This window comes from Acidovorax sp. 69, assembly GCF_002797445.1.
Taxonomy (GTDB): domain Bacteria; phylum Pseudomonadota; class Gammaproteobacteria; order Burkholderiales; family Burkholderiaceae_C; genus Acidovorax.
The window spans coordinates 2,036,323-2,057,987 of sequence record NZ_PGEP01000001.1 but is presented as its reverse complement, the minus strand read 5'-3'; the positions used below and the strand labels follow the sequence as shown (position 1 = coordinate 2,057,987).

17 protein-coding genes are annotated in these 21,665 nt (G+C 63.7%); 5 read left to right on the top strand and 12 right to left on the bottom strand.

Annotated features, from left to right (window positions below; all coding sequences use genetic code 11):
* Window positions 1–158 precede the first annotated feature (158 nt).
* The 4 genes from smpB to CLU85_RS09385 all read left to right on the top strand — a co-directional run bounded on the left by smpB (window position 159) and on the right by CLU85_RS09385 (window position 2,660).
* Window positions 159–632, top strand: a complete 474-nt coding sequence (gene smpB, locus CLU85_RS09400) for an SsrA-binding protein SmpB (protein WP_100410027.1) — start codon at window positions 159–161, stop codon at window positions 630–632.
* 144 nt (window positions 633–776) lie between these two features.
* A complete protein-coding gene (locus tag CLU85_RS09395; protein WP_100410026.1) occupies window positions 777–1,151 on the top strand; it encodes a hypothetical protein in 375 nt (124 codons plus the stop codon).
* Window positions 1,152–1,182: 31 nt separating this feature from the next.
* Window positions 1,183–1,743 carry an RNA polymerase sigma factor gene (locus CLU85_RS09390; protein WP_100410025.1) on the top strand — a complete coding sequence of 187 codons (561 nt, stop codon included), beginning with the start codon at window positions 1,183–1,185 and terminating at the stop codon, window positions 1,741–1,743.
* Window positions 1,744–1,766: 23 nt separating this feature from the next.
* Window positions 1,767–2,660: an anti-sigma factor gene (locus CLU85_RS09385; protein WP_198509165.1), complete on the top strand. Its 894-nt coding sequence runs from the start codon at window positions 1,767–1,769 to the stop codon at window positions 2,658–2,660.
* 52 nt (window positions 2,661–2,712) lie between these two features.
* Here the strand turns inward: CLU85_RS09385 and CLU85_RS09380 are convergent, their stop codons facing one another.
* The 12 genes from CLU85_RS09380 to CLU85_RS09325 form a co-directional block, all read right to left on the bottom strand.
* Complete coding sequence (locus CLU85_RS09380; RefSeq protein ID WP_100410023.1) at window positions 2,713–3,807, bottom strand: enoyl-CoA hydratase/isomerase family protein; 1,095 nt, start codon at window positions 3,805–3,807, stop codon at window positions 2,713–2,715.
* A complete protein-coding gene (locus tag CLU85_RS09375; RefSeq protein ID WP_100410022.1) occupies window positions 3,804–4,679 on the bottom strand; it encodes a DMT family transporter in 876 nt (291 codons plus the stop codon). The genes CLU85_RS09380 and CLU85_RS09375 overlap by 4 nt, the downstream gene beginning before the upstream one ends.
* 178 nt (window positions 4,680–4,857) lie before the next feature.
* The gene (gene typA, locus CLU85_RS09370) at window positions 4,858–6,681 is read right to left on the bottom strand and encodes a translational GTPase TypA (RefSeq protein ID WP_100410021.1); all 1,824 of its coding nucleotides are present in this window, start codon (window positions 6,679–6,681) and stop codon (window positions 4,858–4,860) included.
* A 163-nt stretch (window positions 6,682–6,844) separates the two neighbouring features.
* Window positions 6,845–7,825: a tRNA pseudouridine(55) synthase TruB gene (gene truB / locus CLU85_RS09365; protein ID WP_100410020.1), complete on the bottom strand. Its 981-nt coding sequence runs from the start codon at window positions 7,823–7,825 to the stop codon at window positions 6,845–6,847.
* A gap of 3 nt (window positions 7,826–7,828) precedes the next feature.
* Window positions 7,829–8,200 (bottom strand): 30S ribosome-binding factor RbfA, encoded by a 372-nt coding sequence (rbfA, locus tag CLU85_RS09360; RefSeq protein WP_010458038.1) that lies wholly within the window; start codon window positions 8,198–8,200, stop codon window positions 7,829–7,831.
* Window positions 8,201–8,218: 18 nt separating this feature from the next.
* The gene (gene infB, locus CLU85_RS09355) at window positions 8,219–11,083 is read right to left on the bottom strand and encodes a translation initiation factor IF-2 (protein WP_100410019.1); all 2,865 of its coding nucleotides are present in this window, start codon (window positions 11,081–11,083) and stop codon (window positions 8,219–8,221) included.
* A 24-nt stretch (window positions 11,084–11,107) separates the two neighbouring features.
* Window positions 11,108–12,592 (bottom strand): transcription termination factor NusA, encoded by a 1,485-nt coding sequence (gene nusA / locus CLU85_RS09350; protein WP_100410018.1) that lies wholly within the window; start codon window positions 12,590–12,592, stop codon window positions 11,108–11,110.
* Window positions 12,593–12,670: 78 nt separating this feature from the next.
* Window positions 12,671–13,267, bottom strand: coding sequence for a ribosome maturation factor RimP (rimP, locus tag CLU85_RS09345; RefSeq protein ID WP_100410017.1), 597 nt, complete (start codon window positions 13,265–13,267; stop codon window positions 12,671–12,673).
* A 363-nt stretch (window positions 13,268–13,630) separates the two neighbouring features.
* Window positions 13,631–16,978 carry a DEAD/DEAH box helicase gene (locus CLU85_RS09340; protein WP_100410016.1) on the bottom strand — a complete coding sequence of 1,116 codons (3,348 nt, stop codon included), beginning with the start codon at window positions 16,976–16,978 and terminating at the stop codon, window positions 13,631–13,633.
* A gap of 205 nt (window positions 16,979–17,183) precedes the next feature.
* The gene (locus CLU85_RS09335) at window positions 17,184–17,585 is read right to left on the bottom strand and encodes a thioredoxin family protein (protein ID WP_198509164.1); all 402 of its coding nucleotides are present in this window, start codon (window positions 17,583–17,585) and stop codon (window positions 17,184–17,186) included.
* A 77-nt stretch (window positions 17,586–17,662) separates the two neighbouring features.
* A complete protein-coding gene (locus tag CLU85_RS09330) occupies window positions 17,663–18,943 on the bottom strand; it encodes a cytochrome c (protein WP_100410015.1) in 1,281 nt (426 codons plus the stop codon).
* Between the two features lie 14 nt (window positions 18,944–18,957).
* Entirely contained in the window at window positions 18,958–19,779 is an 822-nt protein-coding gene (locus CLU85_RS09325) for a c-type cytochrome (RefSeq protein WP_100410014.1), read from the bottom strand.
* Window positions 19,780–19,928: 149 nt separating this feature from the next.
* Between CLU85_RS09325 and CLU85_RS09320 the strand changes: the two genes are divergently transcribed.
* Window positions 19,929–21,392, top strand: coding sequence for a PLP-dependent aminotransferase family protein (locus tag CLU85_RS09320; RefSeq protein ID WP_100410013.1), 1,464 nt, complete (start codon window positions 19,929–19,931; stop codon window positions 21,390–21,392).
* Window positions 21,393–21,665 lie beyond the last annotated feature (273 nt).

Sequence of the window (21,665 nt, the reverse complement as noted above, 5' to 3'; positions counted from 1 at the left end):
GCTTCGGGTGCCAACCCCTATGGAAAGCTGAGTAAAGGCCCGGCCACATTGTTGCAGTCCGCTTGCAGCATTCATACTTCGGCGCGTCGTGCGCTCAGTTACCGGGCCTTTCCCCGGTTTTCGCGGGCACGTCAAAGTGCAAAACACGCTCTCATCCCATGGCCAAAAAACCCGATCCTACGTCCCGCATCGCCGATAACAAAAAAGCGGCCTTCAACTACTTCTTCGAGGAGCGCCACGAGGCGGGCATGGTGTTGCACGGCTGGGAGGTCAAAGCGCTGCGCGAAGGCAAGGTGCAACTGACCGATGGCTACGTGCTGATCCGCGACGGCGAGCTCTACCTGCTCGGCTGCCTGATCAATCCACTCAAGACCGCATCCACCCACGTCAATCCGGAATCGGCGCGCACCAAGAAGCTGCTGCTCAAAAAGGACGACATCAAACATCTGATCGTCAAAGTGGAACAAAAGGGCTACACACTGGTACCGCTGAACCTGCACTGGAAAAACGGCTTCGTGAAATGCGAGATCGCACTGGCCAAGGGCAAGGCCGAGCACGATAAGCGCGACACCATCAAGGATCGGGAAGGCAAGCGCGAAGTGGAACGCGCCATGAAAAGCAGGAATCGTTAAACCCCGGGGCCACAAGACCAGATCGCGGCAGACTGAGCCCAATGTTCTTTTTTTCTGTGCCAGTGGAATAAACCGCGGCCCCCATGTGTTTATCCCGGTGCAAAGCAGCATTTGCGTCTGCCTGCACCCTCAAAGGAGAAACCCATGAAGAAATTGGTATCGATGGCTGTGGCAATCGTCGCCGTGGCCGGTATGGCGGGCTGTGCATCCATGGCCGAATCGCCCGTGCAAACCATGGACGGCGTGCTGGTCGGAGCGGGCAACATGACGCTCTACACGTTTGACCGGGACGCAGCAGGTAGCGGCAAGTCGGTTTGCAATGGTCCCTGCGCCACCAATTGGCCTCCGCTCATGGCCACCAAGGCACCCGGTGGCGAATACAGCATCGTCACGCGCGATGACGGCAAGACCCAGCTGGCGTACAAGGGCAAGCCGCTGTACTACTGGGTCAAGGACGCCAAGCCCGGCGACAAGACTGGCGAAGGCGTGAACCAGGTCTGGCACACGGCCCGCCCCTGAGCGTTGCGGCAACCAGACTCCGCTCGCGCGCATGGACCGCACCCAGATCGTCGAACAATTGCCGGGCCTGCGCCGCTATGCGCGCGTGCTGACGGGAGACGCCTGGGCGGCCGACGACCTGGTGCAGGACACACTGGAGCGCGCCTGCGGCAAGTGGCTTCTGTGGCGCACCGGCAGTGACCTGCGCGCCTGGCTGTTCACCCTCATGCACAACCTGTACCTCAACCAACGCCGTGCGCAACCGACGCAGGCCCACTTGGACATTGACGAGGTTCAGGACCGGCTGCCTGGCAACCCCAGCCCGTCGGATGACGCACTGGACCTGGAACGCTGCCTGCAGCGCCTGCCCGCCGACCAGCGCGCCGTGCTGCTGCTGGTGGCAATGGAAGACATGAGCTACGAAGACACGGCGCACATTCTGTCCGTGCCGGTGGGCACCGTCATGTCACGCCTGTCACGGGCCCGCGCCCGCCTGCGCACGCTGATGGAGCGCGCGCCTGCGGCATCCGCACCGTCGCCAGCCCCTCATGCCGCCCCGCCCCCAGCGGCAGACTCTGTGGGCCAGCCGCCCGCGCTGCGCCGCCTCAAATGATGCCGACGACCCGCGACACTGTCATGGACACGCACCCTCAGTCCCCCCGCCCTTACGCTGGTGACGACTCCCCTTGGCACGCCTTGGTGGATGGTCAGTTGCCGCCCAAACAAGCAGACGCCCTGCGCCAACAACTGCTGAGTGATGAAAGTGCGCAAGACACCGTCGCCCATTGGCAAACACAGCGTGCCCGCCTGCAAGCGCTGCACCAGAATCTGCTCCACGCCCCCGTGCCGGATGCCCTGCTCGCCGCCGCGTCGCGCACTGCAGAGCGCAGAGAGCAACAGGCGCGGTGGTGGCGCTGGGGCGGCATGGCCGCTTCGGTATGGGTGGCTTTTGCACTGGGATGGGTGGGACGCAGCGAGTGGTCCCGCCACACCCCCGGCAGAACGCCCGCAGGCGATGCAGCGCTGCAAGCCATCGCTCCCGTACAACGTTTCGCCCACCAAGCCGCCGTAGCACATGCGGTGTACCAGCCTGAAGTGCGCCATCCTGTCGAAGTGACGGCCGCGCAGCAGGACCATCTGGTGCAGTGGCTGTCCAAACGGCTAGACAGACCGCTCAAAGTGCCCGCTCTTGCTGCTCAGGGGTATGAATTGGTGGGAGGCAGGCTATTGCCAGGAGAAACGGGCGCGCGCGCGCAGTTCATGTACCAGAACGGAGCCGGCCAACGCATCACGCTGTATCTGGGAGCCCTGACAGGCCCCGTGGCGCCTGCGGCCCAAGGCACCCCTGGCACACCCACTCCCGCTTCAGCGGTGCCGGCAAGCAGCACCGCCTTTCAATTCACGCAGGAAGGCCCGGTGCCGGGCTTCTACTGGACCGACGCAGGCTTTGGCTATGCCCTGAGCGGGAAGCTGTCACGCACCGAACTGCTGGACCTGGCCACGGCGGTGTACCCACAGTTGCAGCCGTAACGCCCGCCCCACCGGGCGGGCGGTTTAACGGCCCGATGGAACCAACGACAGATCAGACCAGAGATGCCAGAGGATGTGCGTGCGCAGGCCAGGGGCTGGCAAAAAACGGGGCAACCATCTCGGGCGTCACGTCTTCGATACGGCTGGGGCTCCACTTCGGCGTGTGGTCCTTGTCCACGGCCAGTGCGCGGATGCCCTCCACCGTTTCGCTCTGGCCGGGGCGCAAAAAGAAACAGTGGCGCACCATGTCGCGTTCCATGCGAAGGTCATCGGACAGACCCATGGTGCGGGCACGACGGATCTGCTCCAGCACCACATGCAGCATCAATGGCGAACGCTTGCGCAGGGTGGCAGCCGTGGCCTGCGCCCATTCGGTGTCGGCCGCTTCCAGCGCCTCTACGATCTCTCCCACGGTGGGGAGCGAAAAATATTGGTCAATTTGGCCTCTAGCGCTTGACTGCAAAGCGCCAGCAGCTACGAATTTTGAAGCAACATAATCTTTGATGGCAGCACCATTGGCAAAGCCCTGCGTGCCCAAGCTATCCCACACGGCAGCTTGCTGGTCGGCCGGCAGGCAGCCATCGGCCAACTGGTTCTCGATGGCATTGCCCGCGCCGATGGCGTCCCCCGTCAGCGCCAGCCATTCGCCCACCCGGCCGGGGCAGCGGCTCAGAAAGTAGCCCCCACCCACATCGGGGAACAAGCCAATCGCCGTCTCGGGCATGGCCATCTTGGTGCGCTCGGTCACCACGCGCAGCGCAGCGCCCTGGCTGATACCCATGCCGCCGCCCATGACGATGCCGTCCATGAACGCGATGTAGGGCTTGGTGTAGTTATGGATGAGGTGGTTGAGCGCGTATTCCTCGGTGAAGAAGTCTTCCAGCAGCGGGTGGCCCTGGCTTCCCGCCTGGTGCAGAAAGCGGATGTCGCCGCCCGCACAAAAGGCACCAAATGGGCCTTCCTTGTTGCTGCCCCGAATCGCCACGGCCAGCACACGCGCATCGTTCTGCCAGGCCAATAGCACGCCCATGAGATCCCGCACCATGCCCAGCGACAACGCATTGAGCGCACGCGGGCGGTTCAGCGTAATGAAGCCGACCTGACCACGCACTTCACTCAACACATCCGAAACTACCGTCTCCGTCATTTTTGTTCCTTCCAACCGAGTATTTCATTGAAAACCAGCGCACCAATCACCAACGCGCCTCCCGTCAGCACGGCGCCGCCGGGCTCTTCGCCCGCGCCCAGCCATGCCAGCAAGATGCCAAAGATCACTTCCAGCAAGCCCAGCAGCGCCATCTCTGGCGCCTTGAGCACACGTCCGCAGCGCACGGCCAGCACGCAGGGAATCGCCAATTGCACCACGCCCAGCAGCGCCAGCAAGCCGAGGTCGTGCACCGACGCCTGAAATGGCAGAGCCAGCGGCAGCGTGGCCAGCACAGAGATCACGGCCCCCACCAGCACAGCGGGCACCAGGTCCACCGCATGGCCATGCCGCTGCGAATGTTGTACCACCGTCCAGTTGACGGCCGCCGCCACGGGCACACACAGCGCCACCAACGTCCCCGCCAGCGGCAAGCCGGCCATCTGCGAGCCGTACATCCACGCAATGCCAAGGCCTGCCACCGCAATCGCAGCCCAGGTGCGCGGTGCGATGTGATGACCAATAAAAACGCGCGCAAACAGCGCCGTGAGCAGCGGGCCCACTGCCATGGTAACCAGCACATTGGCCACTGGCATCAACACCAGCGCCACCATGAAGGCGGTGAACATCACGCTCCAGCACACGCCAGAGATCCAGAGGGCACGGCCACTGTGGCGCATCGAAGCAAACACCGCGCGCCCCTGCAAAACGGGCAAGATGACCAGCAATGCCAGCAGCGTGAAAAAGCTGCGCCAGAACGTCACTTCAAAGCTGCGCGCATGCTCCAGGTGGCGCGTGACCACGCCAGCGATGGACCACATCAGGGTCACCGCCACCATCAAAACAACCGCGCGGGAGTGCGTGAGCTTCAACATGGGAACCTGCAGTTCATGGAATCTGGGGAGACGAGAGAAACCGGGAATTCAAGACGGCAAAAAGGGCCACAGCATGGCGGTGGCCCTTCGGGTCGCGCATCGGGAGTACAGCTACTCGCTGCACACCGATGCTACCGGTTCAAGCCGCCATAGCAACGGCTCCACCCGGCAAAGCAGCTCAGGAACGGCCTGCGCGCTTGCGCTCGTTTTCCGTCAGGAACCGCTTGCGGATGCGGATGGACTTGGGCGTGATTTCGACCAGTTCGTCGTCCTCAATGAATTCCACAGCGTATTCCAGCGTGGCGTCAATCGGAGGCGTGATCTTGATGGCGTCTTCCTTGCCGCTCACGCGGAAGTTGGTCAGCTGCTTGGTGCGCGTGGCGTTCACGATCAGGTCGTTGTCACGGCTGTGGATACCCACAATCATGCCTTCGTACACAGGGTCGTTCGCCTTCACGAACATGCGGCCACGGTCGTCCAGCTTGCCCAGCGCATAGGTGAAGATTTCACCGTCGTCCATGGAGATCAACACACCATTCTTGCGGCCACCGATGTCACCCTTGTGCGCTTCGTAGCTGTCGAAGATGTTGCTGATCAGGCCGGAACCACGCGTCAGATTCAGGAATTCGTTGGTGAAACCGATCAGGCCACGGGCCGGGATGCGGTACTCCAGACGCACGCGCCCACGGCCGTCCGGCTCCATGTTCACCAGCTCGCCCTTGCGCTCGCCTAGAGCTTGCATCACGCCGCCTTGGTGGCCTTCTTCGATGTCGACCGTCACCAGCTCGATGGGCTCGTGCTTCTCGCCATTCACGGTCTTGAACACGACGCGGGGCTTGGAAACCGCCAGCTCATAGCCTTCACGGCGCATGTTTTCCAGCAGGATGGTCAGGTGCAGTTCGCCGCGACCCATGACTTCGAAGATACCTTCTTCGTCGGTCTCGGACACGCGCAGCGCCACGTTGTGCTGCAGTTCCTTTTGCAGACGGTCCCAGATCTGGCGGCTGGTCACGAACTTGCCTTCACGGCCTGCCAGTGGCGAGGTGTTCACGCAGAAGTTCATGGTCAGCGTAGGCTCGTCCACCTTCAGCATGGGCAGCGGCGACGGGTTGGTCGGGTCAGTCACGGTCACGCCGATGCCGATACCTTCGATGCCGTTGATCAGCACGATGTCGCCGGGGCCAGCCAGGGGCGTCTGCATACGGTCCAGGCCCTGGAACGTCAGCACCTGGTTCACGCGGCCCTTGACACTCTTGCCATCGGGGCCTTCCATCACCAACACGTCCTGGCCGGGTTTGATGGTGCCCTGGCTGATACGGCCCACACCGATGCGGCCGACGAAGGTAGAGAAGTCCAGCGCGGAGATCTGCAGTTGCAGCGGAGCGGCCGGGTCACCCGAGTTCGGGGGCACGTGCTTCAGAATCGTGTTGAACAGGGCCGACATGTCGGGGCCCCACTGCTCACCAGGTGCGCCCTCTTCCAGCGAAGACCAGCCGTTGATGCCCGAGGCGTACACCACAGGGAAGTCGAGTTGTTCGTCGGTGGCACCGAGCTTGTCGAACAGGTCGAACGCGGCGTTCACGACCTTGTCGGGGTTCGCACCAGGCTTGTCCACCTTGTTCACCACCAGAATCGGGCGCAGACCCAGGGCCAGGGCCTTCTTGGTCACGAAACGCGTCTGGGGCATGGGGCCTTCTTGCGCGTCGATCAGCAGCACCACGCTGTCGACCATGGACAGGGCGCGTTCCACTTCACCGCCGAAGTCCGCGTGACCGGGGGTATCGACGATGTTGATGTGGGTGCCTTCCCAGCTCACGGCGCAGTTCTTGGCCAGGATGGTGATGCCACGCTCTTTTTCAATCGCGTTGTTGTCCATCACGGTGTCCACCACTTTTTCGTGGTCGGCGAAAGTGCCGGACTGCCGCAGCAGCTGGTCGACCATGGTGGTTTTGCCATGGTCAACGTGGGCAATGATGGCAATGTTGCGGATTTGTTTAGTCATAGTTTTTCCAATGTGCCGCGGTTGCGTCACATCCCGCATGAGGGGTCGCATTTGCGCAAAGCCATCGGCGCGCAGCACAAGGCGCAGTCCGCAACCCATGCTGAAGCATGGGCAAGGGCTGCAGCGCGGTGCTGCGTGGCGAGAGCAAGTGCAAGTCGATCCGTCATGCGGGATATGGCGAAAGCTGCGACGTGCTTTCCAAGATTTGTTGAATTTCCAGCGGACTCAGGAGCCTGCCCGGCACCAGCTCCCCGCCAACGATGTGGCCTACCCCCAGCAATGCCGGGGGATTTTCTCCAAAAACCGCCACGGCACTGGCGTCCGGCCAGGCTCCGCGGCGGCGCACGCCCGACAGGAACCGAGCCGCATTGTCACTGTCGAGCGTGACACGCACGTGTTGTGCCAACAGCGACTCGGGCGCTTCCAGGCTGGCCAGGCGCTCTGCTTCGGACATGGCCTCCAATTGGGCCAGCGTGACGCAACGCTCCACACCCAGCCCCCCTGTATCAATACGGCGCAAGAAGGTCAGGTGCGCGCCACAACCCAAAGCCGCACCAATGTCTTCACCCAAGGTGCGGATGTAGGTGCCTTTGCTGCAATTCACTATCATATTGATAGCAAGTTCCGCTTTATCCGTCTGCACCAGCGTGAGTTTCAAGGCATGAATGACCACATCACGCGCCTCGCGCTCAACCGTCACGCCTGCGCGAGCGTATTCGTACAGCGCCTTGCCATCTTTCTTGAGGGCGCTGTGCATGGGCGGCACCTGCTGGATGGGCCCGGTGAACTGCTGCTGAACGGCCAGCAAACGCTCAGGAGTGAGTTGCTCGGGGTTCACATCACAACGTTGCACCACATCACCCTCGGCATCGCCGGTGGTTGTCGTCGCACCCAAAAGTGCAACAGCTTCGTAAGTCTTGGCAGCGTCCAGCTGCAACTGGCTGAATTTGGTGGCAGCCCCAAAGCACAAGGGCAATACACCAGTGGCCAGAGGATCCAGCGTGCCGGTATGGCCCGCTTTTTCGGCGCGCAGGAGCCATTTCGCCTTTTGCAAGGCGTCATTGCTCGAAAGGCCGAGCGGTTTATCGAGCAGCAACACCCCATGCACAGGGCGCCGCTGCACCCTGGTGCGAGGCGCATGCATGGACTACTCCTCTTTAGCGCGGGAAGAAACCGCCTTGGCAATCAAGGCGTTCATATCGGCGGCACGCTCGGAGGTGCGGTCAAACACAAAATGCAGCGTGGGCACGGTGTGGATGTGCAGGCGCTTGAACAGCCCATTGCGCAGGAAGCCCGCAGCCTGGTTGAGTGCTGCCTGTGTTTCCACAGGGTCGCCCGTCAAGAGGCTGAAAAACACCTTGGCATGGGCGTAGTCGGGAGTCACCTCCACGCCCTGCAGCGTCACCATGCCCACGCGCGGGTCTTTCAACTCGCGCGCGATCAGCTCGGTCAGATCGCGCTGGATCTGGTCAGCCACCTTGAAGGCGCGGTTGGGGGTGGAAGATTTCTTCGCAGCCATGTCGTCGTCGTCGTTGCCTTACAGCGTCCGAGCGATTTCCTTGATGTCAAAGAATTCGAGGTGATCGCCTTCCTTGATGTCGTTGTAGTTCTTGAGCTTGATACCGCACTCAAAACCTTCCTTGACATCCTTGACATCGTCCTTGAGGCGCTTGATCGAGTCGACTTCGCCGGTGTAAACCACCACGTTATCGCGCAGCAAGCGGAAGCGTGCATTGCGATGGACCATGCCAGAGGTGATGTAGGAACCGGCAATCGTACCGATCTTGGTTGCCACAAACACCGTCCGAATCTCGGCCGTACCAATGATTTCTTCGCGCTGCTCAGGAGCCAACATGCCGGACATCGCCACACGCAACTCATCGACAGCATCGTAAATGATGCTGTAGTAGTGCAGATCAACGCCATTGCCCTCGGCCAGCTTGCGTGCACCGGCATCTGCCCGTACGTTGAAGCCGATCACGATGGCCTTGGAGGCGATCGCCAAATTGATGTCCGACTCGCTGATGGCACCCACTGCGGCGTACACCAACTGCACCTTGACTTCGTCGGTCGACAGCTTGAGCAGCGACTGGGCCAGTGCTTCCTGCGAACCCTGCACGTCGGCCTTGACGATGATCGGGAGCATCTTGACTTCACCCGCAGTCATGTCGGCAAACATGTTTTCGAGCTTGGCCGCCTGCATCTTGGCCAGCTTGGTGTTGCGGAACTTGCCAGCACGGTAGGTCGAGATTTCGCGGGCACGGCGCTCGTCCGTGAGCACCATGAATTCGTCACCCGCCTGGGGCACTTCCGTCAGACCCTGGATTTCCACAGGGATCGACGGACCTGCCGTCTTGGCCACCTTGCCGTTTTCGTCCAGCATGGCACGCACGCGGCCATAGGTCTGGCCGGCCAGCACGATGTCGCCCACCTTGAGCGTACCGGACTGCACGAGCACCGTCGCCACAGGGCCGCGGCCCTTGTCGAGCTGGGCTTCGATCACAAGGCCCTTGGCCAGCGAATCGACCGGAGCCTTCAGTTCCAGCACTTCGGCCTGCAACAGCACTTGCTCCAGCAGCGTATCGATGCCCATGCCGGTCTTGGAGGACACCGGCACAAACGGCGAATCACCACCGTATTCTTCCGGCACCACCTCTTCAACCACCAGCTCTTGCTTGACGCGGTCGGGGTTGGCATCGGGCTTGTCGGCCTTGGTGATGGCGACCACGATAGGAACACCAGCCGCCTTGGCGTGCTTGATGGCTTCCTTGGTCTGGGGCATCACACCGTCATCGGCAGCCACTACCAGAATCACGATGTCGGTGGCCTGAGCACCACGGGCACGCATGGCCGTGAAGGCTTCGTGACCAGGGGTGTCGAGGAACGAGACCATGCCGCGTGGTGTTTCCACGTGGTAAGCGCCAATGTGCTGCGTAATACCACCGGCTTCACCAGCCGCCACCTTGGCACGGCGGATGTAATCCAGCAGCGAGGTCTTGCCGTGATCGACGTGGCCCATCACCGTCACCACAGGAGCGCGGGGCAGCAATTCGACATCTTGTTGCTTGGAGTCGTCATCCGTGAAGGCTTCCGGATCGTCCAGCGCTGCCACGACAGCCTTGTGGCCCAGTTCTTCCACGATGATCATCGCGGTGTCCTGGTCCAGTGGCTGGTTGATGGTGACCATCTGGCCCATCTTCATCAGCGCCTTGATCACTTCAGACGCCTTGATCGACATCTTGTGTGCCAGCTCTGCCACCGTGATGGTTTCGGGAACATGCACTTCAATGATGCGCGCTTCGACCGGTGCGGATTGCTGGTGATCGTCGCGGTGATCGCGGTTGTCACCACGGCGGCCACGAGGACCTCCGCGCCAGTTGTTGCGACCGACACCGCCGCTGCTGTCGCCGCGGGTCTTGATTTCTTTCTTCTTGGCAGTGTCACCGGCCCAGCTGGAGGACAGCTTGGCGGACTTCACTTCCTTGCCAGCCCCTGGCGCGGCAGCACCAGCAGCAGCCGGCGCACCGGCGCGAGCGGCGCCAGCACCCACGGCAGGCTTGTGGAGCGTGCCCTTCTTCGCATCACCCACGGCTGCGGGCTTGGCCACAGGCTTGGGTTCCTCGGGCTTCTTGGCCACCATGACCGCCTTCTTGGGCGTGGCCATCATGGAACGAATGGCAGCGGCTTCGGCCTCGGCCTTGCGGCGACGGGCATCCAGATCGGCAGCACGGGCCGACTCTTCGTCGGATCGGGCCTTGGACTCGGCGGCAGCCTTCTCGCGGGCTTCGCTCTGTGCAGCGTTGCGAGCAGCGGCTTCAGCCGCCTGCTCGCGGGTAGCCTCCTGCTTGACCGCAGAGGCCTGGGCCTTTTTCTCGGCTTCCTGGGCAGCGTAAGCAGCCGCGCGCTCTTCGGCTTCGCGTTCGCGCTTTTCGCGGGCTTCGCGCTCCGCACGCTTTTCGGCCAGTTCGGTCTCTTGGCGGCGAATCAACTCGGCTTGGCGGCGGGCTTCTTCCTCACGGCGGGACAATTCGAGGTCCTCGCTGGAAACAGCCGCTTCCTCCATCACCGAAGCTTCGGAATCCACAGCCACATCGCCCCCTTCATCGCGCTGGATGAACGTGCGCTTTTTGCGCACTTCCACCTGAATCGTGCGGGCCTTGCCGGTGGCGTCGGCCTGCTTGATCTCGCTGGTGGACTTCTTCACCAGTGTGATTTTTTTGCGATCGGCGGAGGCCGTGCCATGGCTGGCTTGCAGATATGCGAGCAGCTTTTGTTTGTCCGACTCGGTCAACGCATCGGAGGGGGCAGCCTTGCCCACGCCCGCAGCTTTGAGCTGGTCGAGCAGGGTTTCAGGCGATTTTTTGAGTTCGGTTGCAAACTCGGCGACAGTATTACTGGACATATGTGGTTCGTGCCTCCCTGACCTTTACTCTTGCCCCGCGAACCAGTGTTCGCGCGCCTTCATGATCAAGGCTTTGGCATCTTCTTCAGACTGTCCGGTCAGGTCGGTCAGTTCATCAATGGCCAGATCGGCCAGGTCGTCACGTGTGTGCACACCACCGTCAGCCAATTTGGTAATCAACTCGGGGGTGAGGCCTTCAAGGTCGCGCAGGTCTTGGGAGACCTCTTCCACGCTTTCCTCACGGGCGATTTCCATGGTGAGCAACGCGTCCTTGGCACGGGCGCGCAACTCGTTCACGGTGTCTTCATCGAAGCTTTCGATCTCCAGCATCTCCTGCAGCGGCACGTAGGCCACTTCTTCGAGGCTGTTGAAGCCTTCGGAGATCAGGATGTCGGCGATTTCCTCGTCCACATCGAGCTTTTCCATGAACAGCTTGCGGGCCGTGTCGGTCTCGGTGGCCTGCTTTTGCGCGCTTTCGGCGGCGTCCATGATGTTGATCTTCCAGCCGGTCAGGTCGGACGCCAAGCGCACGTTCTGACCGCCTCGGCCAATGGCAATCGCGAGGTTTTCCTCATCCACCACCACGTCCATGGCATGCTTTTCTTCATCGACCACGATGGAAGACACATTGGCCGGAGCCAGCGCACCAATCACGAACTGGGCGGGGTCTTCGGACCACAGCACGATGTCCACGCGCTCGCCGGCAAGTTCGTTGGTCACCGCATTCACACGGGTGCCACGAACGCCGACGCAAGTACCGATGGGGTCCACGCGCTTGTCGTGCGAGAGCACGGCGATCTTGGCGCGCGAACCGGAGTCACGGGCGCAGCTCTTGATCTCCAGCAGGCCCTGCTCGATCTCGGGCACTTCCTGGCGGAACAGCTCGATCATGAACTCGGGGGCCGAGCGCGACAGGATGATGGGCGCGCCGCGCAGCGTCAGGTCCACCTCCATGATCATGGCGCGCACACGATCGCCACTGCGCAGATTTTCCTTGGCAATCATCTCGGAGCGACGCAGACGGCCTTCGACGCGGCCGGACTCGACGATGATGTCGCCCTTGTCCATGCGCTTGACGGTGCCCGTGAAGATGCGTTCGCCGCGCGACATGAAGTCGTTAAGCAGCATTTCACGCTCAGCATCGCGAATCTTCTGCAGGATGACTTGCTTGGCAGCCATGGCGCCGATACGGCCGATAGGCACGGATTCGACACCTTCTTCGATGTATTCGCCGACTTCGATGTCGGGAATGCGATCCTTCGCATCCATCAGCAACTCTTCGGCTTCAGGGTTCTGCAGACCTGCATCATCAGGCACCACCAGCCAGCGACGGAAAGTCTCATAGTTGCCGCTGTCGCGATCGACGGACACGCGAATGTCCACCTCGCCTTGGTACAGCTTCTTGGTAGCCTGGGCCAGGGCTGCCTCCACGGCGCCCAAGACCACGTCCAACTCCACGTTCTTTTCGCGCGAAATGGCCTCAACCAACATCAACAATTCGCGATTCATGCGACGACTCTCCTGTTTCAATCACCCGAAGGCAGGCGCCATGTGCAGCGGCCAACCCACCCCAATTCATTCAGTACATCAGACGGGCTCAGACCCAGCCTTGCCTCCACGCCCCTTGAAATCCACGATGGGCGCCAGACGGACATCCCGGACCTCATCCAAGGTAAAGCCCAGCGCCTGCAACGGGGCGGGCACGCGCTTCTTGCTGACTCTTTGGCCTGGCTTGACCGCCGGCTCGTCACTCCAGACGATCTGCCAGCCTCCAGCCTCGGCCCGCTCCAGCGTGCCGCGAAATTTCTTGCGGGTGGCATTCACCTGCCCCGCCGCTGCTGCTACGCCAATGGGCGCCCGCAGGGTGACGTCGATGATCGAGCCCTCAAAGCGCACGAAATCTTGTTCATGGCGCAATGGACGATCAATACCGGGTGACGAAACTTCAAGGCGCTTGTATTCAACGCCATCCACTTCCAGCGAAAACTGCAGCTGACGCGTGACTTTCTCGCAGTCCTCGACCGTGACAAACTGATCGAGCACGGGGGCAGGCGCATCGGCGGCCGGTTGAACCCAAGGCAAATCGATGGTGACGCGCAGCAGGCCACCGGCAGAGCGCTCAATCTCCACCAGGTCATACCCCAGGCCAGTCACAATTTGTTCAACGACTTGCTGCAATGCCACGTGTTCAGTTCAATCCCGGAAAACAACACAACTTGCACAAATGCGGAGCAGGCCAAAAAACAGCCCATTCCAGAGAAGCACCTTTGTGCCCCTCGATTGCGCAAGTCCAAAACAAAAAACCCGATAACCCCCGGAGACCCTCTCCGACAGCTTCGAGCTCCAAAAGCGTTCGACCAAAAAAAACGGGCGGTTGGTACCCGCCCGTTTGGTCGTGAGAGTCGTATTGTAGCGTGCAAAGTGTTGATCTGCAAAGGCGTGGACGGGTAAAACTGTTGTCAACGCGCCCAGGCCAGTGTGCATGCGGCCTGCCGGGCCACGCAGTGCCTAAACAGCATCTGGCGCTTGTCCACCCGGCGCTAGCAGCTATGACAGTGATAGCGGTGCTAACAGCTCCGCCAGATCGCCCTCGGTAAACAACGGCTCCTTGCGCGCCGCAGACCCGCTGTACAGGCTGCCAGCCAGCTCGGCCTTGCGCTCCTGGAGCGCCAGGATGCGCTCTTCAATCGTGCCCTGGGCCACCAATTTGATCACCCACACGCTCTGCGTCTGGCCGATGCGGTGGGCGCGGTCGGTGGCTTGGGCTTCCACCGCCGGGTTCCACCAAGGATCGAAGTGGATCACCGTGTCGGCCTGGGGCAGGTTCAGCCCCACCCCGCCCGCCTTGAGGCTGATCAGGAACAAGGGCACCTGGCCGCTAGTGAACTGTTCGATGATCGCGTCGCGCTTGACGCTTTGGCCGGTGAGCTTGACCCAGGGCACGCCGCGATCTTTCAGCTCCGCCTCGATCAGCGTCAGCATGCTGGTGAACTGCGAGAACAGCAAAATACGCCGTCCCTCGGCCAGCATTTCGGGCAACAGCGTCATCAGTTGGTCGAGCTTGGCCGAGGTTTTGACTTTTTTGGCCGCCTCCAGCGGCACCAATTGCGGATGGCAGCACACTTGGCGCAGCTTGAGCAGCGCATCGAGGATGGTGATCTGCGACTTGGCCAGCCCTTTGGACTGCAGCGCTTCGCGCACGGTTTTTTCCATGCCCAAGCGAATGGTTTCGTACAGATCGGCCTGCGCGCCAGTCAACTCCACGGGCATCATCGATTCCACCTTGGGCGGCAGCTCGCTGGCCACCAGCGCCTTGGTGCGGCGCAGCATGAATGGCGTGATGCGCGCGCGCAGCTGCGCCATGCGGGCACCGTCGCCCAGCTTCTCGATGGGCGTGCGGAACACTTCTTTGAAGCGCTGCTGGCTGCCCAGAAAGCCGGGCATCAAAAAGTGAAACAGGCTCCATATCTCGCCCAGATGATTTTCCATGGGCGTGCCCGACAGGCACAACCGGTGGCGCGCCTGCAGCTGGCCGACCACCTGGGCGGCGTGCGTGCTGGCGTTTTTGATGTTCTGTGCTTCGTCCAGCACCACCAAGTGCCAGGGCTGGGCCAACCAGCGCTCGCGGTCCCGCTGCAGCAGTGAATACGGGGCGATGACCAGATCGTGCTCTGCCGTGGCATCAGCCACCTCGTGGCGGCCGGCGCCATGCAGGACCAGGCACCGCAGACCCGGACAAAACCGCGCAGCCTCGCGTTGCCAGTTGCCCATGAGACTCACGGGCGCAATGATGAGCGCGGGGTGCGTCAGGCGCCCGGCGTCTTTTTCGACCTGGATATGCGCCAGCGCCTGCAGCGTCTTGCCCAGGCCCATGTCATCGGCCAGCACCCCAGCCAGACCGTGCGTGCTCAAGAACTGCAGCCAGTTCAGGCCCTGTTGCTGATAAGGCCGCAGCGTGGCGCGCACGCTGGCGGGCAGCGGCACCTCGGGCAACGCGGTGGCGCCTTGCAGCTGGGCCACCATGGCCCGCAAGGCACCTGCGCCCTCCCACACCGCCCCCCCCAAGGCGGCGCTGGTGCGCAGGGCGTCCAGGCGCGAAAGCTTCAAGCTATCGCCGTTGAAATCGTGCGCCCGGTCACCCACCAGGTCCAGCAGCGCCGCCATCCACGGCTGGAGCGCATCGGTGGGCAGCCGCACGAAGCCGGGGCCCACCAGTGCGGGCAGGTACACATGGGCGGGCAGCGGGGGCAGGCCGCTGGCAGGGTCTACCGGTTGGGCCGCAGCGGCAGCGATCAGGCGGGGCAGCCACGGCAGGATGTTGTGGCGCACGCCATCAATTTCCATGCCCAATGACAGCCCAAACCAGGGCGAGGTGGCCTCGTCATCACCTTGGGCGTGCAACGCCACGGCCAGCGTCTCGGCATGCTGAATCCAGCCGTCCAGCAAAGCATCGACCGTGATTTCGAAACCCGCATCGCGCAGCACCACAAAGCCTTGGTCCGCCCAGTGCATCCAGTCGTCCTGCGAGCGTTCGCCCGGAATGCCGAACACCCCGTCATCCGTGGCCAACAGGCCCAGGCCCATCAGGCGCTCGATGGCGTTGAGTTCAGCCAGCGCGTCGCGCTGAAGCAGCACCTGGCTGCCACCGGTGCCACGCACCAGCACAGCCAGCTCCTGCCCTGCCCACCAACCTACATGGCCCTGGTAGTCAAACCGCAGTTGCGCAGTGATCAGGCCCAAGGCAGCCACCTCATGCGGGGGCGACGGCGCCAGATGCAGGCGGGCTACCGGTTCCACCCCCTGCACCCGCGTGAGCGTGCCGAGCACAGGCGGCAGCGGCAGCACCCCGCCGATGCGGCGGGCCAATTCGGCGTGGTGTTTTTGCAGGGCCATGGCGTTGAGTGCTGGGGCCTTGAGCAGCATGGCCACCTGCGCCGAGCTCAGGCCATCGGCGTGTACCGGACCGCAGACACCGTGGGCTGCGTCCAGGTACACGGGCGGGTGGTTGTCGCACAAGGTGGCGGTGGGGGTGGGCAGCGTGGCCTGCAGCCCCCAGGCACTCTCGCCGCCACCGGCAGCGATGGACTCCTTCCATCCCCAAGCGATGGGCAGAGGGTCGCCCCAGCGCAAGGGAGTGCCCACGGTCGACCCACCCGCATCCGCAAACAGGCGGCCCGTGGCGGCGGCCTGCTCCAGCGCGAGCACGCCCACCGCGCCTTCCAGCACCCCGATGGGCGCCACGCTGTAGGCCGAGTAATACCCCACGCTGCGGGGCATGGCGCGCAGCAGCTGCAGCACCTGGCGGTCGGCATCGCTGGCGCGGTCATACACCGCCTGGCCCGGCCCGGGCTGCGTGCGGATCTGCTTGGGCTTGGCCCAGCCGCCGGTGACCTTGGGGTAAGACACCACGGCCTCCAGTTGCATCTGCGGCACCTTGGTGCGCGAGCGCCCCACGGTGGAAACGAGATAGAGATAGCACTCGGGCCGCTCTGGCCGCGCGCTCAATCCCGGCGCAGCGGCGGTGCCGATGGCACGGTCCCAATCCTGCAGCCAGTGCACCAGGCGGGCCTCGGCTTCGGCGCGCGCCAGGGCGTCCTTGCGGTCTTGCAGGGATTTGAGCGCATCCACGGTTTGCGCCGGCAGCGGGCTGTTCTCGGGCCCCCGATGGGCGGCCTCCAGCGTCAGGGCCACGGCGTGTTTGCAATCACCGCCCACGGGGCAGCTGCAGTCACCCGACCAGTGCTTGACCTGCCCGTTGGGCGCTAGGATGAGTTCTGCCGACACGGCATACGGCTCGGGCAGACTGCCCCGCACCTCGCCCACAAGCAGCCAGCGGCCAGCCCCGGCGTCTTTGATATCCAACTGGACCACCTCTCCGCCAAGGTACAGATCCATCCCACGCGCCCAAGCGCCCTTGTCACATTGGGCTTGGAGTGAATTCAGCGGAAACCACGAAGTGCGGGAAGCAGGCACAAATTTCAAGTCAAAAATGCCTATAGCGCTTATCCATCAAGCGCTAGAAGCTATAAAATTAGGAGTAACCAATGACACGGGAACGGTCACAAACCAAGGTACGCGGTAGCTACCTACCCCAATTCAACTAAGCACTGCGCGCAGCCCGCACACGCTCAAACACCGCCTGAGCCTCGCCGCCCGCCCCTGCAGCACCGGGCGCAGCAGCCTGCAGGCTGGCCAGCAGGCGCGCCAGCACCGGCGCCTGCGGCAGCAGCGGCCCCAAGAACAGCGCCCGCTGGCCGTCTGCAATGAGCAGGGTGGGAAAGGTTTCCACGTCCAGATCCCCCGCGATGTCGGAGTCGTCTTCGATGTCCACCCACTCGAAACGCACGTCCGGGTGCGCGCGGGCCAGCTCGTCAAACAACGGGCGGTAAACACCACAGGTGCCGCACCAACCTGCACACAAGCACACGGCCCACCAGCCGCGGGGCACGGTGGCAACCGAAGGGGGCTGGGTGGGATCGGGCAATGCGGCCGGGCTTTGCATCAACGGGGCTCCTGGGTGGTCGGTCAGCAGGCGGCGGATGCTGGAGGCGGACCAACACGACCGCCCACTGCCACCCGCTACATGCCGCGCCGTTCGCGGGCGCGATAAACCTCGATGGTACCCACTCCAGGCGCCTGATTGCCCCAGCTGTTGCGCACAAAGGTGGTGACGGCAGCCACCTCCTCGTCCGACAGGAACTGCTGAAACGGTGGCATGCCGTGCGGGCGCGGGTTGCCTGCCGTGGCAGGCAGATAGCCGCCTTGCAGCACCACGCGCACCAGATTGGTCGGGTCACTGAGCGTGACGGCCCGATGGCCCGCCAGCGCCGGGAAGGCCCCGGCCTCGCCCTGCCCCTTGTCTCCATGGCATTGCGCGCATTGCTGTTCGTACACCTTGGCGCCACGGTCCATCGTGGCTGAGGGCGGCACCACCGGTGGCGCTGGCGCAGTGCGGTTTTGCTGCGGCAAGGCTTGCAGGTACACCGCCATGGCCCGCGCATCGGCATCGCTCAGGTACTGCGTGCTGCGAAACACCACCTCGGCCATCGGGCCCAACACCGAACCGTGCGGGGCCACGCCCGTCTTCAGCAAGGCGACCACGTCGTCGGTGGCCCATTCTTTGACGCCCGCCTCGGCCGCCGCGTTGAGCGCCGGTGCATACCAGTTTTGCACGGGGATCAGCCCACCCGTAAAGGCCTGCGCGTCCGTCGTTGCGCCCAGCGCATTGCGTGGGGTGTGGCAGGCCGTGCAGTGGCCCAGGCCGTTGACCAGGTACGCGCCGCGGTTGTACTCGGCGGTTTGCGTCGGTTCGTGCTGGGGTGCACCGGGAGTGAAGAACAGCGCCCGCCAAACACCCAACGCCACCTGCGTGTTGACCGGAAAACGCAGCGCATGCGGGCGGTTCGTGTCGGCGGCAGCGGGCACGCTTTGCAAAAAGGCAAAGATCGCGTCCGAGTCCTCTCGCGTCACCTCGGTGTAGTTGGGGTACGGAAACGCCGGGTACAGCAGCCGCCCATCCTTGCTGCGGCCATGGTGCATGGCGCGCCAGAACTCGGCCGAGGTCCAGGCGCCAAGGCCGTGCGCCTTGTCGGGCGTGAGGTTGGAGCTGTGCACCACGCCAAACGGCGTCTCGATGCCGCGCCCACCTGCAAACGGCGCTCCGCCCTGCGTGGTGTGGCAGGCCATGCAGTTGCCAACACGGGCGAGGTATTCGCCGCGCTGCACGAGCTCGGGCGTGCTTTGCAGCGTCTCGGCGGCGGGCAGCGGCTCTTCGCCCCGCAGGTTCAGGGTGAGCAGCACGGCGGCGATCACTCCCAACGCCGCGAGCACGGAAGAAAGGGTCCACAGGATGCGTTTCATCGGTACACCCTTTTTCAACGTGATGCCGCAGGCGCAGCAGCCACGGGCACCTCGGCCACACCACCGCACCGCGCGGGCATCACAGCGGGCAAAGTACGGGCGGGCTTGCCACCGGCCGCTACCGGCTGGGCGGCCAGCCAGGCAGACACGGCACTCACGTCGTCGGGCGTGAGTTGCCTGGCGATGTCGGCCATGCAGTCGGGAGCATGCGCGCGGCGCTGGCCGGTTTTCCAGGCGCCCAACTGGCTGTTGAGGTAGTCGCGTGGCAGGCCCAGCAGGCCGGGGATGGACGGGTTCACGCCCGTCATCGCCGGCCCATGGCACGCCACGCAAGCGGGGATATTGCGCGCCGCGTCGCCTTGGTGCACCAGCGCCCGGCCGCGCTCCAGCGCAGCGGCTGGCGCCTGGGGGGCGGGCGGCGGCGGGTACGGCAGGTTCAGCGCGGCAAAGTGCGCGGCCATCTCGCGCAGGTAATCGTCGGTCAGGTGCTCGATGAGGTAAGTCATCTGCGGGTAGCTGCGCCGCCCCTCCCTGAAATTGAGCAGCTGGTTGGCCAGGTAGCCCGCAGGTTTGCCGGCGATGCGCGGAAAGTAGCCGTCGGGCGTGGCGCGGCCTTCCTTGCCATGGCAGGCCGTACAGGCCAGAACGCGCGATGACATCGATGACGCAGACACCGTGGCGACCGGGGCGACCAGGGCCACAGCAGACGCGTTGGCGGGCGCCGTTTGGGCCCCGGCACCAGCGCTCAAAAGCAGCGCCACCAGGGCCGCAACGCCAGGCAGGCCGGACGGCAGGCAAAAAACAGGGCGCATCAGGCCGCGCGGGCGATCGGTCATGGGCTTTGGTCCGTGAATAAACGGGCTGGTGGATGCCAACACGCACACCAGCACACGCCGTCACTCTACGCGCAGCCCCAAAAACAGTACAGATTCAGTTTCGAGTTAAAAATACAGATCAGTTTGCCCTGCATCCCACCGCACCCCCCATGAAACGCTACGAACGCCACGCCGACGCCATTGCCCAGCTCATCCACAGCGGCGCGCTGCGCCCGGGCGACCGCGTGCCCTCGGTGCGCGAGGCCAGCCGCACGCGGGGCATCAGCCCGTCCACCGTGTTCGAGGCGTATTACCTGCTGGAGGCGCAGGGCCTGATCCACGCGCGCCCGCGCTCCGGCTACTACGTGAGTGCGCGGCTGCCCACCACGGCAGAAGCCCGGCCCGCCGAGCCCCTGCCCTCGCAGCCCGCCGCCACCTCGACTGGTGTGGCCATCAGCGACCTGGTGTTTGAAGTGCTGGGCCTGGCGCGCGACCGCCACCTGGTGCCGCTGGGCTCGGCGTTTCCGGGGCTGGAGCTGTTCCCGCTGGAGCGGCTGGCGCGCTGCCTGGCCAGCGGCATGCGCAAGCTGGACCCCTGGAGCATCGTGCAAAGCCTGCCGCCCGGCGACGAACGCCTGCGCCAGCAGATTGCGTTGCGGTACGGCCTGCACGGCAGCGCGGTGGATGTGGACGAGATCGTCATCACCAACGGCGCGATGGAGGCGCTCAACCTGTGCCTGGAGGCTGTTACCCAGCCTGGCGACATCGTGGTGGTCGAATCCCCCACGTTTTATGCCGCGCTGCAGGCGCTGGAGCGGCTGAACCTGCAGGCCCTGGAAATCGCCACCCACCCGCGCGACGGGATTGATCTGGTGGCACTGGCCGAGGCGCTGGAGCGCCAATCGTCGCGCCCCCCGCCACAACGCATCAAGGCCTGCTGGCTCATGCCCAGCTTTCAGAACCCGCTGGGCAGTCTGATGCCCGAAGCCAAGAAGCGCGAACTGGTCGCCCTGCTCGCCCGCCACGGCATTCCACTGATCGAAGACGACGTGTATGGCGAACTGCACTTTGCACACCAGCGCCCGCCCCCCGCCAAGGCGTTTGACAGCGACGGGCTGGTGATGCACTGCAGCTCGTTCAGCAAAAGCCTGGCGCCGGGCTACCGCGTGGGCTGGGTGGCGGCGGGCCGCTATGCCACGGCGGTGCAGCGGCTCAAGCTCATGACCACGCTCTCGGCTGCCACGCCATCGCAGCAGGCGTTGTCTGAATACTTGGCCCAGGGCGGCTACGACCGGCACTTGCGCGCCCTGCGCCGCAGCCTGGAGCAGCAGCAGGCGATCGCACTGACGGCGGTGGCACGGCACTTTCCGCCCGGCACGCGCGTGTCGCGGCCCGAAGGAGGGTATTTCTTGTGGGTAGAGCTACCAGCCCAGGTCGATGCCCTGCAGTTGCATTGGCAAGCACTGCAGCGGGGCATCAGCCTTGCACCCGGGCAGATCTTTTCGGCGGACCGGCGTTTTGCGCATTGCGTGCGCATCAACTACGGGCACCCCGCGCAGAGCCGCTTTGAAGAAGCGCTGCAAACAGTGGGCGCTCTGGCGACGGCGCTGGCCAACAGCGTACCACCGCATTAGCAACACAATTTGCTATTTAAAACATAGCTACTTGCGCTTATTCAGAAAGCGCTACCGACCTATTTGATTCAACACAGGCACATGCATAGACCACTGTGCGCTGCACGTAGCCTGCGCACCCACCGCGTGCGGACTGTCACCCGCTTTGGCTTGCGCCAGGCTGACAAGCGAGGCACACCGTTGGAAGGGCCCAACCTCGGGTTCTTCCGCAGTTGGCGCAGCCCTTGCATCGGCATACTGACTGCCGTCCACCCCCTGGGCTGCGCGTCCGAC

Bases quoted from the DNA above. Each gene is read 5' to 3' on its own strand.
- infB (WP_100410019.1), bottom strand. From the start codon at position 11,083: ATGTCCAGTAATACTGTCGCCGAGTTTGCAACCGAACTCAAAAAATCG.
- CLU85_RS09340 (WP_100410016.1), bottom strand. From the start codon at position 16,978: ATGGATCTGTACCTTGGCGGAGAGGTGGTCCAGTTGGATATCAAAGAC.
- CLU85_RS09325 (WP_100410014.1), bottom strand. From the start codon at position 19,779: ATGACCGATCGCCCGCGCGGCCTGATGCGCCCTGTTTTTTGCCTGCCG.
- CLU85_RS09320 (WP_100410013.1), top strand. From the start codon at position 19,929: ATGAAACGCTACGAACGCCACGCCGACGCCATTGCCCAGCTCATCCAC.
- CLU85_RS09375 (WP_100410022.1), bottom strand. From the start codon at position 4,679: ATGTTGAAGCTCACGCACTCCCGCGCGGTTGTTTTGATGGTGGCGGTG.
- CLU85_RS09385 (WP_198509165.1), top strand. From the start codon at position 1,767: ATGGACACGCACCCTCAGTCCCCCCGCCCTTACGCTGGTGACGACTCC.
- CLU85_RS09335 (WP_198509164.1), bottom strand. From the start codon at position 17,585: ATGCAAAGCCCGGCCGCATTGCCCGATCCCACCCAGCCCCCTTCGGTT.
- smpB (WP_100410027.1), top strand. From the start codon at position 159: ATGGCCAAAAAACCCGATCCTACGTCCCGCATCGCCGATAACAAAAAA.
- CLU85_RS09380 (WP_100410023.1), bottom strand. From the start codon at position 3,807: ATGACGGAGACGGTAGTTTCGGATGTGTTGAGTGAAGTGCGTGGTCAG.
- typA (WP_100410021.1), bottom strand. From the start codon at position 6,681: ATGACTAAACAAATCCGCAACATTGCCATCATTGCCCACGTTGACCAT.
- rbfA (WP_010458038.1), bottom strand. From the start codon at position 8,200: ATGGCTGCGAAGAAATCTTCCACCCCCAACCGCGCCTTCAAGGTGGCT.
- CLU85_RS09395 (WP_100410026.1), top strand. From the start codon at position 777: ATGAAGAAATTGGTATCGATGGCTGTGGCAATCGTCGCCGTGGCCGGT.
- nusA (WP_100410018.1), bottom strand. From the start codon at position 12,592: ATGAATCGCGAATTGTTGATGTTGGTTGAGGCCATTTCGCGCGAAAAG.
- CLU85_RS09330 (WP_100410015.1), bottom strand. From the start codon at position 18,943: ATGAAACGCATCCTGTGGACCCTTTCTTCCGTGCTCGCGGCGTTGGGA.
- CLU85_RS09390 (WP_100410025.1), top strand. From the start codon at position 1,183: ATGGACCGCACCCAGATCGTCGAACAATTGCCGGGCCTGCGCCGCTAT.
- truB (WP_100410020.1), bottom strand. From the start codon at position 7,825: ATGCATGCGCCTCGCACCAGGGTGCAGCGGCGCCCTGTGCATGGGGTG.